The organism is Leptospira ellinghausenii (assembly GCF_003114815.1).
Lineage (GTDB): Bacteria > Spirochaetota > Leptospiria > Leptospirales > Leptospiraceae > Leptospira_A > Leptospira_A ellinghausenii.
Genome location: NZ_BFAZ01000003.1, coordinates 79,974 through 96,837, shown reverse-complemented (window position 1 = coordinate 96,837; position 16,864 = coordinate 79,974). Strand labels below are relative to the sequence as shown.

Below are 16,864 nucleotides of genomic sequence, written 5' to 3'. Positions count from 1 at the left end.
TATTATTTTGTAATTCGCAGAGGAAGTTCGATCGAAAATTCAGTATTACCTGGTATGGAGTGAAACTGTATCGATCCATTATGCCTCTCGACGATCTTGCGGCAAATATCGAGTCCAAGCCCACTTCCCTCACCGAGTGCTTTTGTAGTAAAGAATGGTTCAAAAATACGGGCCTGGATCGATTCAGGGATCCCAGGTCCCGAATCTTGTATGTTAATACATACCCTATCCCCAAGATTTTTGCTTTGTATCTTGAGTGTCCCATGAAAGGACATCGCTTGTAAGGAATTGTAAATCAGATTGGTCCATAAGTGTAAAAGTTCTTCTGGATATCCTTCTATGAAAGGAATGTCATCATATTCCTTTATCAAAATAACATTTTTCTTAAATTGATTTTGGTACAAAGTGAGAACAGTCTCAATATTTTCTTTTATATTGACTTGGATTGGATTTTTGGAAATTTCAAATCGAACAAAGTTTTTTAAAGCAAACGTCATTTTACTAGCTCTTTCAACGGCTAGTAAAATAATATGAAGTGATTGGTGAACAGTGATCTCTTCCACAACTAAAGTGAGTATCTTCTCTACCTTGTCTTTTAAAAACAATTCCTGATACGACTGCAAAACATCCAAATCAAATCCAGCATCAATCAAATGGAAGGATAAAGAATCAGGAAGTCCTCTTGAATGGAGCCAAGATTCAATTCGTTTCCTTCGGCTCATCCGTTCTCTACCAGAAATGATTTCAATCCTAGATTTTAAAACTTGGATTAATTCCATAAATAAATTTTGATTCTTTTTATCTGGTAAGAGTTCTTTTAATTCTTTTTGGAATAAGGAATATTCGGACTCAAATAAAGACTCTTTTAAATTTTCCGCTGACGCTTGGATGGCTGCGATGGGGTTATTGATTTCATGTGCTATTCCAGCAACGAGTTGCCCAAGGCTTGCCATTTTTTCAGAAAGTATGAGTTGGTTTTGTGCTTTTTTTAATGTAGAGATTGTTGACTCTAACTCTTCATTCGAGTTCTTGAGTTTTTTAGTGCGTTCTTCAACCAGTTGTTCTAAACTTTCATTGAGCTCTCTTAATTCATTTTCTCTTGCGATCAATTCCTCATAAATTTGGTTTTTCCTTTGGTTACTGATTGTCAGTGCTATTTGATCACCTAATTGGCTACAAAAAATAATTTCATCCTCTTGCCACTTATGTATTTTACCGACATGTTCGAAACATAAAGTTCCAATCAGTTCTTCCCCCATCCTGATCACACCATCTAACATTGCTGTGATACCATTGGGTTTTAAATAGGTTTCAATAAATCCTTTGGTACGTGGATCCGTATAAGGATCGTTAGCATCTACATACTTTTCCTTCACTAAGTATTGGAATTCCTCTCGGAATTCAATTTCCTTCAAAATGGCACCGGCACTATGAAGGGCTTTGCTTAGAAGGTAAGTATCCACATTCAAAAGTTCATTTTTGGAATCATTAAAAAGCCAGACACCCACTCGTTCAATTCCAAGTCCTTCCGCCACTGATTTGGTGATGAACTTGGCTAAAGTTTGGATGTCGCCTGACCGGGCACTCGGATGAGAGGAGACTTGTGCCAATATGTTTTGTTGGAATCTGGCCCGATTTAGCTCTTTTTGAATCCGATCCATGCCGTTTTTAGACATCGAAAATAGCAAAAATCGTACAACCAGGAAGGTGGAACTTGCCATCAAAAATGTCAATTTCTAGGCTTGTGTTTGCTCCTATGCCCTTTAAAATGAGTGACATAGACCCCGAACTCGAAATTCTGTAATTAAAAAATCGTTTTATCTCTAGATACGAGCCTTTTAGGAGAAACTCAATGGTAAAAATCGCAATTAATGGTTTTGGTCGCATCGGACGACTTGTGCTTCGTTCCGGAATCAAAGACCCCAATTTAGAATTTGTCGCAATCAACGACCTAGTCACCCCAGACAACCTTTCTTATCTTTTTAAGTACGACTCAACTCATGGTCGTTTCAATGGGGAAGTTTCTCACACAGACAATGAAATCATCATCGATGGCAAAAAAGTAAAAACTTTCTCGGAAAGAGACCCAGAAAAACTCCCATGGAAAGAACTCGGAGTGGACTTTGTCATCGAATCAACTGGTCTTTTCACAGACCGAGTGGGTGCAGAAAAACACATCAAAGCTGGTGCCAAAAAAGTGGTGATCTCAGCGCCTGCAAAAGACAAAGACATTCCTACCTTTGTTATGGGTGTGAACCACGAGAAATATGATGCAGGAAAAGACAATGTTGTATCCAATGCATCGTGTACAACAAACTGCCTTGCTCCCATCACAAAAGTGGTTCTTGACAACTTTGGAATCGTGGAAGGCCTCATGACTACCATCCACGCGATGACGGCAACCCAACCAACGGTAGACGGACCATCTAAAAAAGATTTCCGTGGTGGTCGTGGTGCTGCACAAAACATCATCCCTGCCTCCACTGGTGCTGCCAAAGCAGTAGGACTTTGTATCCCTGAAGTCAATGGAAAACTCACTGGTATGAGTTTCCGAGTTCCCACTCCAGACGTATCGGTTGTGGACTTAACCGTTCGCACTGAAAAACCAACAAGCCTTGCCGAAATCAAAAAGAAAATGAAAGAAGCAAGTGAAGGTTCTATGAAAGGAATCCTTGGTTATACAGAAGATATGGTGGTATCAAACGACTTCCTGGGAGACATTCGTTCTTCTATCTTTGATGCAGATGCTTGTATTGAACTAAGCCCTACTTTTTTCAAACTCGTGTCTTGGTATGACAACGAAATGGGATACTCTAACCGAGTTCTCGACCTCGTACGTTACATGGCGAAAAAAGGCTAAGATGAAATTACCTCTTCTCGAAGATCAAAATCTAAAAGGAAAACGAGTCTTTGTTCGTGTGGACTTCAATGTCCCTGTAGAAAACGGAAAAGCAACGGACAAAACTCGGATTGAAAAAACCCTACCTACTTTGGAATTACTGATCTCCAAAGGAGCAAAGATCATTTTGGGAAGCCATCTGGGCCGACCCAAAGGTGGACCGGAACCAAAATATTCCATGAAACCTGTGTTTGATGTTCTTTCCACACTCGTCAAAACCAAAGTCAGTTTCTCAGAAGCCGTCATTGGTGCCCCTGTTGTGAAGTTATCAAATGAACTTGGGGAAGGTGAAATTTTACTTTTAGAAAACCTTCGTTTCCATAAGGAAGAAGAGGAAAATGCACCTAGTTTCTGTAAAGAACTGGCAAAACTCGCTGACGTTTATGTCAACGATGCATTTGGAACTGCACATAGAGCCCATGCTTCAACTGAAGGTGTGGCTCACCTCCTCCCTGCCTTTGCAGGACTTCTCATGCGTAAAGAAATTGAAGTATTAAGTGGGCTTCTTGCAAGACCAGAACGTCCGTTTGTGGCGATCGTAGGTGGATCAAAAGTCAGTTCCAAATTTGCGATTTTAAAGAACCTTCTCGAAAAAGTGGACCACCTCCTCATCGGGGGCGGTATGGCGTACACCTTTCTCAAATCCAGAGCTGTTCCCATCGGAAAATCCCTTGTAGAACCTGAATTTGAATCCCAAGCCTTCCAACTCATTGACCGAGCTGGTGTCCAAGGAGTTGACCTCCAAATCCCTGTGGACCACATCATCGCAGACAATTTTGATCCGAACGCAAAAACCAAGTCTGTAGACAAAATGGGAATTTTGGACGGATGGATGGGAATGGACATTGGGCCAAAAACCATCGACAATTATGTAAAAGCCATCAAAGAAGCAAAGACCATCTTATGGAATGGACCGATGGGTGTGTTCGAAATGGATAAGTTCTCCAAAGGAACGATTGAAATTGCAAAAGCCATTAGTAAATCCAAAGCGAAAACTGTTGTGGGTGGAGGAGATTCCATCGCTGCGGTAAACAAAGCTGGTGTGGCTGATAAAATCACTCATATCTCCACTGGTGGTGGTGCTTCCTTAGAATTTTTAGAAGGACGCACTCTCCCGGGAGTTCAATGTTTACTCCCAAAGGAAGACAAATAAGATGAGAAAGAAAATCATAGCCGGAAACTGGAAGATGAACCTAACGCTTTCTGAAGCGAAAACCATAACATCTGGTCTCAAAGTTGCCAGTGATTCTTCCTCTTATGAAGTGATGGTGTTCCCAAGTGCACTCCATTTGGAATCGGTTTCTTCCATCGCGAGTGGATCCAAACTCATTGTTGGGGCACAAAATGCGTACCAATCAGGTCTCACTGCAATGACGGGAGAAATTTCCCCTGTGCAACTCGCAGAACTCGGGATCAAAACTGTCCTTGTGGGCCACTCTGAAAGAAGACAATTCCTCGGAGAAACTTCCGAGTTTGACAATGCAAAGATAACCTACTTTTTAAAAGCCGGACTTCGTGTTGTCTACTGTGTGGGTGAAACTTGGGCCGAAAGAGAAAAAGGCCAAACCTTCTCTGTGTTAGAAGACCAAATCAAAAAAGGTCTCAAAGACATTACGAGTGACCTCTTTTCCAATCTTGTCATCGCATACGAACCTGTTTGGGCGATTGGAACGGGAAAAGTAGCAACTCCTGCGGAAGCGGAAGAAGCCCATGCATACCTTCGAAAAGAAATTGGCGGACTCTTTGTGGGAGCAGACCAAGTGGCTGAAAACATCCAAATTCTCTATGGTGGATCTGTGAAACCAGATAACATCAAAGAACTTCTCGCCAAACCAAACATTGACGGTGGCCTAGTGGGTGGAGCCAGTCAAAAATTAGAATCATTTTTAGGACTTTTAAAATAAGGAAATTATATGGGATTTTTTGCAGGAACCATTCTGACTCTATTTGTTTTACTTTCACTTTTCCTCATCCTTCTTGTGATGATCCAAACTGGAAAAGGTGGAAGTGCGGGAATGCTTGGCGGATCAACCGCTAGCCAATCCGTGTTTGGAGCTTCAACGGCTGACGTGATGACAAAAACGACAAGAGTTGCGGCGATTTTGTTTATAGTTTTATCACTTGCTCTTTCCTTTGTTTTTGCAAAGAAAGATGAAGTATTGGTACCAGATGTGGAACCAAGTTTGGAAACTCCGGTAGAAACTGATGGAACAACTCCCGAAGTACCGGCACCTAGCACTCCTTAGTCTTTTTTTACTGAGTGTCGGTCTCTTCGCTGAGGTCGACATTACCGAAAAAGAAAACCGATTAGACAAGGAAATCCTTAGCCTTTACCGAGACATCGCCAAGGCCAGGGAACTTTTGTCTTACGAACAACTTTCGTCTTTACCAGCCAATACCACAATTCAATTCATTGGATCTTATCCAAACCGTACAGGAATACGTATCCGTAAGTTCAAAGTCGATCCAGACCCTCAGAACAAAAATCGAATCAAACATTCAGAAGAAAAATCAATCTTACTCGAATTTAATGGCTCAGTACTATCTAAAGTAGAAATCCAAATCACTTCAGAAGACACGGAAATCGAACAAAAAACGAGAACAAAAATTACTGATACTACCCCTTTGGATGAATCCGTAAATGATATGGTCATCCAATTCTCAGGACTTGATGGATCTGAAAGTTTCCCGCTTTCCTCTCTCCGAAATGATTCCATCAAACAAGAAAGGAATGATTTCAAAAAAGATTTTTATATCAAATTTTTATTGGATTTCCATAGCCAACTCATTTCGATTAGTGCACTCCAGAAAACAAATGGAAACCAGAGCCAAAAAAAAATGTTCAAACAATTGAACCAATCACTGGGCTATTAATTTGTCAGAAAACAGTCACAATGGTGATTCTCAATCGATGGAAAACATCGAAAAAGTCGCAGAAAAAGCCCGAGAATTGGAAGCCATTTATGATGTAGTACAAGACCCACTGGTTCTTATCGATTCCGATTTCAACATCCAAAGAGCCAATCTTGCTACCATTTTATTTGCAAAGAACAATAAATACGACGAGTTGTTAGATAAAAAATGTTACGAAGTATTGTACCAACGAACAGACGTTTGTCCATATTGCCCTAAAATTAATGTAAAATCAAAGGACAAAAACCAAACTTCGTCTGCTCCTATCACCAGAGAAATTTTTTTTCGTTCTGAAGACAAAAAACAAACACTTCTTTTAGAATTTTACCCCTACCCGAAACAAGAAGATTTGTTTTGGATGGTGGAAAAAATATCGGATGTCACAAAACAAAGGGACAAAGAAGAAGAATCTTTCCGAATGCGTAACCTCGCTTCCTTAGGAATATTAATTTCAGGAATTGCTCACGAGTTAAATAACCCTTTAACTGGGATTAGTCTTACTTTACAAAATTTAAAAGCAAATTGGCAAAACCAACCGCCAGAACAAATTGAAAAGAGATTGGATATGATAAAGAACGATATCTCTCGTGCTGCCATCATCGTATCAGATATTATTTCCTTTGCAAAAACGGATAAGGTCAAAGTCACTTTAGGTGATATCGTTGAAACCATTAACCGCGCAAAAGATACAGTCATTCGGCTTTATCCACACCTAAGTAAAAACATCAACTGGCGAATCACATGTGATCATGAATACCAATTCCCTTTTCATCCAGGAAAGATGGAAAGGTTGTTTATGAATTTGTTTCGTAACTCACTTCAAGCCTTTGATTACAGGCCTGGCGAAATCGCAATTGAGATTCGCAAAACTAAAAACTGGCTTCACATCATCGTGGAAGATAATGCAGGAGGAATTCCTGATGCTATCATCCAAAAGATCTTCGATCCTTTTTTTACGAGTAATAAATCGGGAACTGGTACCGGACTTGGACTTTCTATCTGTCATTCCATTGTGAAGGAACATGATGGAAATATCTCTGTTAAATCAGTGGAACAAAAAACAAGATTTACGATCTCTTTCCCGCTCACTAATGACATCACGGAGCCAAATTCATGAAACAATCCATTCTTATTGTTGAAGATATCCATTCGATACGTGAAGCCATCATGGATTTATTAAGTGTAAAATTCAATGTGTTTGGTGCTGAACATTTTGAAGAAGCCGTTTGGTATTTGTCAAATGAAAAAATTGACTTAACCATTACTGACATTCGATTACCTGGTAAATCTGGCATAGACCTAGTGAAACTTATCCAAAAAGAGTTTCCCAGTGTTCAATATGCTTTGATGACCGCATACAATATCAATGAATACATCAAATATGCAAAAGACCTTCAAATTTGGAACATCATACCTAAGTATAGTTTTTTGGATATCCATCTGATTGAAGTGATGGTAGAAAAATTATTATCAAATGATATCTTTGGAATTGAAAAGTATTTTGCAAAAGATTTCCAAGTATTAGACCAAAACATCAATAGTGAATTTGAAGAAGCACCTAACAATGGAATTGTTTATAAACAAATTAAATCAGACCAAGACAGGTCTATCCTTTGTGGTAAAATCTCCAAAAATTTAATCCAATTGGGAGCTCCAAAAGCGATCCAACAGGTACTTGAAGAACTAACTTCCAATGCAATGATCCGTGCTCCTCGCACAAACGAAGGAGAATACAAATACCAATTCGAAATTCCGAGCCATGATATGGTTGTTCCTCTCGATAATATCCAACTGATGCCTGAAGATTATTTTTTAATCGGTTATGGATCCACTGAGAGTACGATTTTTATAGTTGTTCGCGACCAGTTTGGATCCCTACGAAAGGAAGAAATATTACATCGATTGGACCGTCATATCAGTATTGATGAAACAACTGGTTTTCCAAAAGGTTTAGAAGACAGCCACGGAAGAGGACTTTATATCTGTAGAGAAATTTCAGACCAATTGATCTTTAATATCAAACCAGGTGTTTGTACAGAAACCATCGCTATGATCAACCGAGAAGGTAGAACTGGATTTAAGTCTTTATCCATTTACGAAGTATAAACAAGATTATAGCATTTGAAACTGTACTAAGTCCGTTTTTGTTTCCATATAAAAAACAGAATCTGTTTTTCCGGGGAAAAAACGAACGGGAAGTTCGGATGGTGAAATTCTTTTTTTGCGAATCAAATTTCCTTTTGGAGTATAAAACTGAAGTTCTGAATCCACAGCCGCCACAACAAATTGATCACTCGCAAAAATGGATTGGTAAACACCCACTTGTTTTGTTTTGATTTTTTCCCAAACCAATTTCCCATCTTCATAAAACTGCAATGAGTCTGGAGTTTGTAAAAATAGATTCCCATCGTTACTTGTAGCCAAGTACAATTGATGCGGGTAAAATTTGGCCAAAGGAAATTCTTCTACAACTTCACCTTTTTCATCTAAGATAAGGATCCAATCTTTATCATTCACCGAAAAATGAACCGACACAAACCTGCCATCGGGTGAGATAGACAATGATTTAAAAAATGAATTTTCTTTCTCTTTCGATAAATCAAATCCATATTTTAAATTGGCCTTTTCATCCAATCTGTAAATTTCTCCACCAGAAAACAATACAACACAACCTTTATTCTTAGTATCAAATCGGTAATCAGTCAAAAACCTACCATTTAATTCTTGTTTGCCGATTCTGTTTCCACTTTCATCGAGTAAAAATACTGTGTTATTATCTCCTGATAGATACAACACAGGTGATGCATAATAACCACTACGAGGGTATGAATTGATTGGTTTTTTCCAAAATAACTCACTACTATCTGAAAAAAAATTAACTTCATCTCCAATTTTTTCATATAACAAATATCCATTCCCTAATAGTGGAAAATCGATTAAATATTTAGGATCAATTTCTGGGCGGGAACTTGTTTTGAAGGAATAAAACTGTTTGTTGTATAAATAACCATTAATTGATTTGATTGGATCTTCTCCGAGCTTCGGAGGATTGGTACCAAATTTTCCTTCCAAATTCCAAATCCAAGTTTCACGTATACTCGGAACAAAATTCAAATCCACATCCCAACTAAAATAGAACAAAAGAAAAAATCCTATGGAATAAAATATGTTTTGAAGCATAACTTATATAACCCTATTTTTTAAAGATTGGTAAATCAAAAATATCGCAGTGTTACTTGCATTTTCACGTATTGCTTCTCTGTTCCCAGGAAACACATAACGGTGCACAGTGGTCTCTCCATTTGGTTCTTTGATTCCAATACAAACTGTGCCTACAGGTTTTCCTTCACTACCACCATCTGGACCCGCAATCCCCGTGATGGATACTCCATAATGTGTTCCTGTTTTTTGGCAAAGTCCATCAACCATAGCTTTTGCCACTTCTTCACTAACTGCACCATAAGTGTTTATGGTCTCTATGGGTATCCCAAGTAAATTGGACTTCATTTCATTCGAATACGTTAAAAAACCACCCATAAAATAGGAACTGGAACCAGGTTGTTCTGTCAATTTTTTGCCGAGTAATCCTCCAGTACAACTTTCCACAACAGAGATTGTCAATTTATCAGCTAATAAACGATCATGTACATTAATAAACACATCGTCTGAAATGATTTTTGGATATTGAGTTTCCAATCGATTGATGATTTGATCTAGTAAATTTTGATTTGTCGATTGAAAAATACATTTGATATAACCACGGTTAGCAGTGACACCCCATTCCGCCTCATGAAAGAACTCAGTTCTATTTGGTTCGATAAAATCATTTTGGAATAAGGACTCGCCAATGTTCCACAACCATTTAGTTTTTTGGAGTAAATTTTCACGTGGGTAAAGTTTTTTCAATTCAGGAACTAACCTACGTTTAAACATTTCAGTCATCTCGGATGGCACTCCTGGCATACATACCAAATAGGATTTTTCTCCTATAGATTCCACAAATCCTACCGCAATGCCTACAGAATTGTCTAAAGTTTTACAACCTTCAGGAACAAAAGTTTGGCGAAATACATTGGGAAGAATATCTTTATATTCCTTTCCTCTTGATTCATAAATTTTAGTGAGACGAAGTTTTGCTTTTTCGACAGAATAAGATTTTTTTCCGGTTAATTTCAAAACCGATTCCAGAGTATAATCATCTTCTGTTGGGCCAAGCCCACCTGTCATGATAGCAAGCACCGGTTTTTCTTTTGCGAGAGTTTGTAGTGATTGTAATTCAGAAAGAATCAAATTTGGATCATCAGGCAAAGTTATGAACTTTTTTACCTTCCATCCAAGTTCAAATAGTTGATTCGCTATCCATCCAGAATTTGTATCCAGACTACGACCCGCGGTTAACTCGGATCCAGTGGAAAGGATTACAATAAAAGGTGACATCATCCTTATACTTCTTCTTTCGACATTTTTTCAGGTGAAGAGATTCCAAGAAGTTCTAAACCTGAAGCAATTGCCAATTTCGTAACATAGATCAGTAACAATAATTGTTCCTTTTCCTCACCTACTTTCTCTTTGATACGGTTATCTTTATGAGAATAAAATTTGGTAAATGCCTTACTCAGAGATTGAAGATAGTTTGTTAGGCGATGCGGTTCCAGATGAGTTGCGGTATCATAAACTTCTTCCTGAAAACGGGAAACCCAAAAAAGAAGTCGAACTCGTTCTTCTTGTTGGAATTGTTCAACTTTTAAATCAGTAGGAAACTTCCATTCTGATATATTCATTTGTAATTCACGGAAGATGGAACAAACTCTTGCATGAGCATATTGGATATAAAATACAGGATTTTTATCTGATTCATCTTTTGCTAAATCCAAGTCAAAATCGAGTGGTGCATCCGAACTTCTCATTAGGAAAAAATATCGTCCCACATCTTTTCCATTTTTTCCTAGATAAGTTAACAAATCCCGCATAGTTTGGAAAATTCCCAACCGTTTACTCATTTTAACCTTTTCTTTGTTTTCGATCAGATTCACTTGTTGAGCAATGAGAACCATAAAACTTTCTTTTGATTTCCCGAAGGATTCCACTGCCCCTTTTAATCGAGCAATATAACCATAATGATCAGGTCCCCAAATATCGATAAGTTTGGTAAATCCTCTTTTGTATTTATCAAAATGATAGGCAATGTCAGCCATGAGATAAGTTGGCCTTCCATCTTCCCTACGAATCACACGGTCTTTGTCATCACCATAGTGGGTTGATAAAAAATGGAGTTTACCATCGATTGTGGCGACATCTTCTTTTTTCAAAAGGGAAGGCACATTTTCTACTTCACCTGATTCGTGTAAGCTTCTTTCGCTGTAGAACTTATCAAATTGAACACCAAATAAGTCTAAGTCTTCTTTTTGTCGGCTAAGGTTATACTCAACTGCATACTTGGATAAAAACTGAATACATTCTTCCCAATTTTTATTTTGGATCCAATCCGCAACTTGTTTTGAATGCTCTGAGTTTTTAAGTAATTCATTGGCAATGTCTTTAATGTATTCCCCTCTGTAACTTTCTTTGGGTAATACACGTTTTTCTATCAGTGAAAATATGGACTCGTCAGATTCTTCTTCTTGGAAGGAAATGTGATCCCCTTTACTTTCAAAAATTCGAATTAAAACTGCCACTCCGAGTAAATACACCTGGTTTCCGTAATCGTTTACATAAAACTCTCGTTTGACGGTATGACCTAAACTCAATAATAAGTTTGCTAATGCATCACCATAAGCAGCAGAACGAGCAGATACAATATTCATGGGACCAGTTGGGTTAGCGGAAACAAATTCTAACAAAATTGTTTCCAAATCATCTGTTTTTGCAAAGGAAACAACAGGTGACATGACTTTTGCAACATACCCAATTAAATACGAAGGACGAATTCTGAAATTGATAAAACCAGGCGGAGAAAAAGATACAAAATCAAAAAGGGAATCATTTTTGATTTCGGCAAGAACTCCTTCAGCAATGTCCTTCGGGTTCAATTTTAAAAGATTTTTATTCTCTAAGGCAAAGGGAGAGGAGTAATCTCCAAACTTTTCGTCCCTCGAATATTCAATTCGAATTTTAAAATCTTCAAATGGGATATCGACATTCAGCTTTTGTATATAAGACGTAACTGCAGATTCTAATTCTGCGAGGACAATATTCTTTAATAATTGATTGGCTTTCATTTTAATATTTAATTTCCATTTTTAATTTGTCTGAATTTTCCCATAGTTCAAAACTTTTGATTTTAAATCGTGATACAAAATTAGGAATAGATTCTTCTTTTTCTCGAAGGATCGCTTGGAAGATTTCATTCTTTGGTTTTGTTTTAGGATTAACGGAATTTTGTTTTAGATTTTCTGTTTTGAGTAATAATTGGAACAGAGCAAGGAAAACCGAAAAGGTCATCACAAGTAAGGTCGTTTTTGTTATAAAATTCATAAATCACCAATCGTTCGATAAAACTCAAAATAAGATTTTAACTCTTTTCCAAAAAGAGAACGTATAAATTGATTCAGGATCATATCACCTTCTCTGTATTCAAACTCTCTCGGAAAAATAACCAAAACATTTGAAAATTTCTTAGATAACATTGTGTGAAATAGTTTTAAAACAGGCAAATGATCTTTGGAAATGGGATGGCAATCAGAACATAAAAATTCACGGGAATCAACTGAAAAATAAGCCTTAGATTTTGTGAGGACTTCCTCCCCGCATGTATGGCAATAAAATTCCGAGGGGAAATGGCCCATATGGGTTAGTGCTCTGATTTTAAAAAATGGCAAAATTTCCTTTCGAAAACCATTTGTATTACTTGTTTCCAAACTACCAGAAAGTAACTGGAATAAAAAAGGATGATTTTCCCCTTCAGGATACAATTGAGAAGTAAGTTCCGTAATGTAGAAAACAAAAAGGGTTCCTATATAATCAGACTTTAGTTCATCAAAACGTTTGATCAAATGGATTTCTTTTGTCGATTTCCAGTCCTTCTCTGCTTGGTCGTAAAAATCTACTTCCACCAAACAACCAATTTCTGTTGAAATGATGGCACGTCGTTTGGATTTACGAATCCCTTTACTGATAAAATTCATTCGGACTTGGGATTCCCCGGCAAGACTAATCAGTCGGTCACTATCACCGATGTCTTTACTTTGGATGATGATTCCTGTTTCTTTTCGTATTGCCATTTACGTTGCAAATACCAAATCCAAACATTCATCTTCCATTTTTCTCATTAAAACTGCATCCTCTTCATTAGTTTCATGATCATAACCAAATAGATGTAAGATCCCATGCACAAGCAGACGATAAAATTCATCAATAACGGAATGACCTATTTCAATTGCTTGTTTTTTGCAAGTCTCCATGGAAATCACAACTTCGCCTAAAATTTGAACCGGTATTTTTAATGATTCGTCATACAATGGAAACGACAATACATCTGTTGTCTTTGATTTTCCTCGACGTTCCCCATTAATTTCCGACATCATTTGGTCATTCACAATGAACACGGAAAGTTCCAACGATTGTAAAAATTTGGGAGCCATGTGCTGTAAAATGAGTTCACAATTTTGGATGACTAACTCTGGATCGATTTCCACTTGGTCTGTTTCGTCATTCCAATTTGTGAAAACCTGAAGTTTAGGATTCATGATTTTGGTTTTTTAGTATTCGCTGTTTCCAATGCCTTTGTATCTTCTGGTTTCGGATATTTAGGTCTTTGGTGTAAACTGGAAAGTAAAACTTCTTTAAAACTTGCTTTGATGATTTCTAAATCACCAATGGTTAGACCACTTTCATCTAACTGGTTCTCTGCTAATTTTGAATTGATGATTTTACGTATTAGCTCATCCAAACTTTCTTGAGACACCTCATCTAACGAACGTGATGCTGCCTCTAGTGAATCAGCAATCATCACAATTGCGGTTTCCTTACTTTGTGGTTTAGGACCTGGGTATTGGAAATCTTTTTTGTTTATATTTTTCCGTGCGCTACTAGAGATTTCTTGTAAAGCTTTATGATAAAAGAATGCCATAGTGGAGGTTCCATGGTGTTCTGGGATAAAACTAATGATCTCCCGTGGAAGCCTTGCTTTTTTCGCCATTTCAATCCCATCTAACACGTGATCGATAACTGTTTTTGCGGCAAGTGCCGGATTATTTTTATCAATGTGTTCTGGTTTTGGAATTAAATGTTGGTTTTCCACAAAAAAACCAGCATTTGGAATTTTACCAATATCATGGAAGTACACTCCCACTCTCACGAGAAGTCTGTCCAAGTTTAAATTCTGAGCTGCTCGTTCCGAAAGTGCTGCCACCATAAATGTATGTGTGTAGGTAGAAGGTGCTTTGGTAAGAAGCTGTTGCAGAAGAGGATGACCTGTGTCCGCCAGTTCAATCAATTTAAACCGAGTTGGAATATTGAAAATATATTCATACAAAGGGAGTAAAAACTGAACTGCAGTGGCACTTGCAAATCCATTCACAAAACACATCACAGTAATTCGAAAGAGATTGGAATTAGTTAAGTCCTTAAAAAATCCAGCACCACTGGAAACAAAAAACTCTCTACCATCAAACAAATAACCCGCAGTTGTCACAAGGATTTGAACAAATGTGAGTAAAAACCCTGCTTTTAAAAAATCAATTCGTTTGAGTAACCTTCTGCCATAAATGGAACTCATCACAGCAACGGTGAACGCTAACATAAAAGATGTGGGATTGTAACGAGAGGCGAAGAACACTGCGAAAGACAAAAAGAATCCAATCGCTATGGAAAGTTGTTCGTCATATACAAAACCGAGAAGCAAACAAAGCATTCCCACGGGGACAAACATTCCAAAATAATATACTGCCGACAAATCACTGTCAGTTGCATAAAACACTTTAGATAACAAATAAATTGAAGCGATCACAATCCAAAGCGTAAAAAAGATGATGAGGTTACTCGAAAGGTCATTCAATCGGTTTGGCCTGTATCGAATCAAATAAAATCCCACAATGACTATAAGCACACACTGAGTGAGAAAAATAGAAATGATGGACGCAAGGTTTGCCCGAGTCGCATATAAATTCATCATATCCAGTTTTAGCTTCACTTCTGGTGTGATGACATCCCCTGCTCTAACGATGATTTCATTTGCTTGGATTCGGCTTTTTTGTACAACAACTGCAGTTGCCGCTTTTACCCTTGCATTTTCTGTTTCCTCTGGATTATAATTACAAGCAGGATAGGAATACACATAGTACAATCCAATCCTTGAAACTGCTTTGAGAAGTGAGTCAGAAACGTTTGGTAATTTTTCAGAAGCTAACTTAGACAAGACGGCAGTAACTGGCCCATCTTTATAGATTTGAGAACGAGGAATGACTAAATTCCCATCAATGATGGTGGTATGGTCTTGTGTGCCAATGTTACGAATTTTAGCTCCTGCTTTGTCTAGTTCCTTTGCAAAAGGTAAATCTTCTTTGACAATACAATACTTTGAAAATATCAAATTGGTGTATTGTTGTATGAAGTTTTTTAATTTGTCTTTTCTCGGATAATCTAAGATCGCTTGGATTTCTTCGTTTGTACGATTACGCCATCGTGGGATGCGGTCTTTCACAACAGAAGGATTGGATTTTCCCTCTTGGAGTAAGATGCGAAGGATTTCTAAATCCTCTGATAAATTGGTGTCAATTCCAGCAACTAGGACTCCGAAATCTTTGTCAAAAGCAAAGGGAACATTCGATTTTGCCTTTTGTTTTTCTAAATTCGTTTTTTCGATATCTTCATAGGAAAATTCTTTTACCGATTGGATGGTTTCAGGTGCAATTTTACCTTCGGAAAATAATCCATCTGGATCTGTATTGACCTTTGATTGCCCAAAAAAAGGAATCGAAAGTACGTATGTAACAAAAAGTAACGTAAGAAATACCAAAATGATTTGGATGTTACGAACTACAGAGACAGGTCTCACTTTTGTTAAAAAGTCAGTCACACTCGTCATAGAAGAATCAAAGATCGCTTTCATTGTTTTTTGTTAAATAGGCTTTCGTTTTCTTCAAATCGTCGGACAATCGATTCCACAATCGGGTGACGGGTAATGTCTTCCCTTCCGAAAAAAATTGTCTCTATTCCATTCAAATTTCGAAGAGTGTAAACTGTTTTTTCAAGGCCTGACCGACCATGGGCGAGGTCAATTTGTGTGGCATCTCCCGAAATTGCCATTTTGGAATTTTTCCCAAACCGTGTGAGGAACATTTTGAGCTGTGGCAAAGTACAGTTTTGGGCTTCATCTAAAATGATAAAGGAATGAGAAAGGGTTCGGCCTCTCATAAAGGCAATTGGCGCAATTTCAATTTTACCCACTTGTAAGTATTCACTCGTTTTTTCGAAACCGATACATTCGTGTAACGCATCATAGATGGGACGTAAATACGGGTTTACTTTTTGGGTTAGGTCACCGGGTAAAAAACCTAAGTTTTCTCCTGCTTCCACAGCAGGCCTTGTGAGGATGAGCCTGTCCACCTCTCCTGTTTGCATCATACGGCAAGCAGTGGCGATGGACAAAAATGTTTTTCCCGTTCCCGCAGGTCCCATGGCGATTGTGATGTAGTTTTTATGAAGGCTATCGACAAAACTTTCTTGGTTTTTGGTTCTTGGAAAAATGGGTTTTCCTTTGAAGGTGACAAAAATTTTGTCTTTCGGTGTCCAAGATTCTCCTTCCTTTTGGAAGTCAGGGGAACCAGGTGTTGGCCATCCACCACTCGAGTCTTTTACCTTATTCACCAAGTAATCGATGTCAAAAAAAGAATATTCGGATTTGTCTGGTCTTCGTTTGAAGTTTTCTTCTACTTTCTGAAAGGTATCAAGGGCTACTTGAACGTGGTCTTCACTCCCTTGGATGATGAGAGATTTTCCACGAGGGATGAGTTTTACATTCAGTCGGCTTTCCCATAACGGGAGTTTGCTGTCGCTAATCCCACATACCGTTTGGTAGAGGGATTCTTCCTGAAATGTAAAACTTTCATCCAT

The 16,864-nt window shown here is 38.0% G+C and carries 16 protein-coding genes; 7 read left to right on the top strand and 9 right to left on the bottom strand.

Annotated features, from left to right (window positions below; translation table 11 throughout):
• Positions 1-2: 2 nt before the first annotated feature.
• Positions 3-1,676 carry a GAF domain-containing sensor histidine kinase gene (locus tag DI076_RS02730; RefSeq protein ID WP_245918231.1) on the bottom strand — a complete coding sequence of 558 codons (1,674 nt, stop codon included), beginning with the start codon at positions 1,674-1,676 and terminating at the stop codon, positions 3-5.
• A 176-nt stretch (positions 1,677-1,852) separates the two neighbouring features.
• Here DI076_RS02730 and gap point away from each other — a divergent pair, with 176 nt between their 5' ends.
• The 7 genes from gap to DI076_RS02695 are packed head-to-tail and all read left to right on the top strand — an operon-like array spanning position 1,853 to position 7,918.
• Positions 1,853-2,860, top strand: a complete 1,008-nt coding sequence (gene gap / locus DI076_RS02725; protein ID WP_100727225.1) for a type I glyceraldehyde-3-phosphate dehydrogenase — start codon at positions 1,853-1,855, stop codon at positions 2,858-2,860.
• A 1-nt stretch (position 2,861) separates the two neighbouring features.
• The gene (locus tag DI076_RS02720) at positions 2,862-4,052 is read left to right on the top strand and encodes a phosphoglycerate kinase (protein WP_108958505.1); all 1,191 of its coding nucleotides are present in this window, start codon (positions 2,862-2,864) and stop codon (positions 4,050-4,052) included.
• Position 4,053: 1 nt separating this feature from the next.
• Positions 4,054-4,803 (top strand): triose-phosphate isomerase, encoded by a 750-nt coding sequence (tpiA, locus tag DI076_RS02715; protein ID WP_108958504.1) that lies wholly within the window; start codon positions 4,054-4,056, stop codon positions 4,801-4,803.
• Positions 4,804-4,812: 9 nt separating this feature from the next.
• Positions 4,813-5,145 (top strand): preprotein translocase subunit SecG, encoded by a 333-nt coding sequence (gene secG / locus DI076_RS02710; RefSeq protein WP_100727228.1) that lies wholly within the window; start codon positions 4,813-4,815, stop codon positions 5,143-5,145.
• Positions 5,105-5,773, top strand: coding sequence for an LIC_12096 family protein (locus DI076_RS02705; protein WP_108958503.1), 669 nt, complete (start codon positions 5,105-5,107; stop codon positions 5,771-5,773). Before secG ends, DI076_RS02705 begins: the two co-directional genes overlap by 41 nt.
• Positions 5,774-5,810: 37 nt before the next feature.
• Positions 5,811-6,929 carry an LIC_12097 family sensor histidine kinase gene (locus DI076_RS02700; RefSeq protein ID WP_174705013.1) on the top strand — a complete coding sequence of 373 codons (1,119 nt, stop codon included), beginning with the start codon at positions 5,811-5,813 and terminating at the stop codon, positions 6,927-6,929.
• Complete coding sequence (locus DI076_RS02695) at positions 6,926-7,918, top strand: response regulator transcription factor (protein WP_108958501.1); 993 nt, start codon at positions 6,926-6,928, stop codon at positions 7,916-7,918. The genes DI076_RS02700 and DI076_RS02695 overlap by 4 nt, the downstream gene beginning before the upstream one ends.
• A 6-nt stretch (positions 7,919-7,924) precedes the next feature.
• On the opposite strand, the gene DI076_RS02690 is transcribed toward DI076_RS02695, so the two are convergent.
• The 8 genes from DI076_RS02690 to DI076_RS02655 are packed head-to-tail and all read right to left on the bottom strand — an operon-like array spanning position 7,925 to position 16,864.
• Positions 7,925-8,992 carry a hypothetical protein gene (locus tag DI076_RS02690; RefSeq protein ID WP_108958500.1) on the bottom strand — a complete coding sequence of 356 codons (1,068 nt, stop codon included), beginning with the start codon at positions 8,990-8,992 and terminating at the stop codon, positions 7,925-7,927.
• A gap of 3 nt (positions 8,993-8,995) precedes the next feature.
• Positions 8,996-10,249, bottom strand: a complete 1,254-nt coding sequence (locus DI076_RS02685) for a nicotinamide-nucleotide amidohydrolase family protein (RefSeq protein WP_108958669.1) — start codon at positions 10,247-10,249, stop codon at positions 8,996-8,998.
• Positions 10,250-10,254: 5 nt separating this feature from the next.
• Complete coding sequence (gene argS / locus DI076_RS02680; protein WP_108958499.1) at positions 10,255-12,030, bottom strand: arginine--tRNA ligase; 1,776 nt, start codon at positions 12,028-12,030, stop codon at positions 10,255-10,257.
• Between the two features lies 1 nt (position 12,031).
• Positions 12,032-12,286 (bottom strand): hypothetical protein, encoded by a 255-nt coding sequence (locus DI076_RS02675; protein WP_108958498.1) that lies wholly within the window; start codon positions 12,284-12,286, stop codon positions 12,032-12,034.
• Positions 12,283-13,032, bottom strand: a complete 750-nt coding sequence (recO, locus tag DI076_RS02670) for a DNA repair protein RecO (RefSeq protein WP_108958497.1) — start codon at positions 13,030-13,032, stop codon at positions 12,283-12,285. The genes DI076_RS02675 and recO overlap by 4 nt, the downstream gene beginning before the upstream one ends.
• On the bottom strand, positions 13,033-13,497 hold the full coding sequence (gene ybeY / locus DI076_RS02665) for an rRNA maturation RNase YbeY (protein ID WP_108958496.1): 465 nt from the start codon (positions 13,495-13,497) through the stop codon (positions 13,033-13,035).
• The gene (locus DI076_RS02660) at positions 13,494-15,860 is read right to left on the bottom strand and encodes an HD family phosphohydrolase (RefSeq protein ID WP_108958495.1); all 2,367 of its coding nucleotides are present in this window, start codon (positions 15,858-15,860) and stop codon (positions 13,494-13,496) included. Before DI076_RS02660 ends, ybeY begins: the two co-directional genes overlap by 4 nt.
• On the bottom strand, positions 15,857-16,864 hold the full coding sequence (locus tag DI076_RS02655; RefSeq protein ID WP_108958494.1) for a PhoH family protein: 1,008 nt from the start codon (positions 16,862-16,864) through the stop codon (positions 15,857-15,859). The genes DI076_RS02660 and DI076_RS02655 overlap by 4 nt, the downstream gene beginning before the upstream one ends.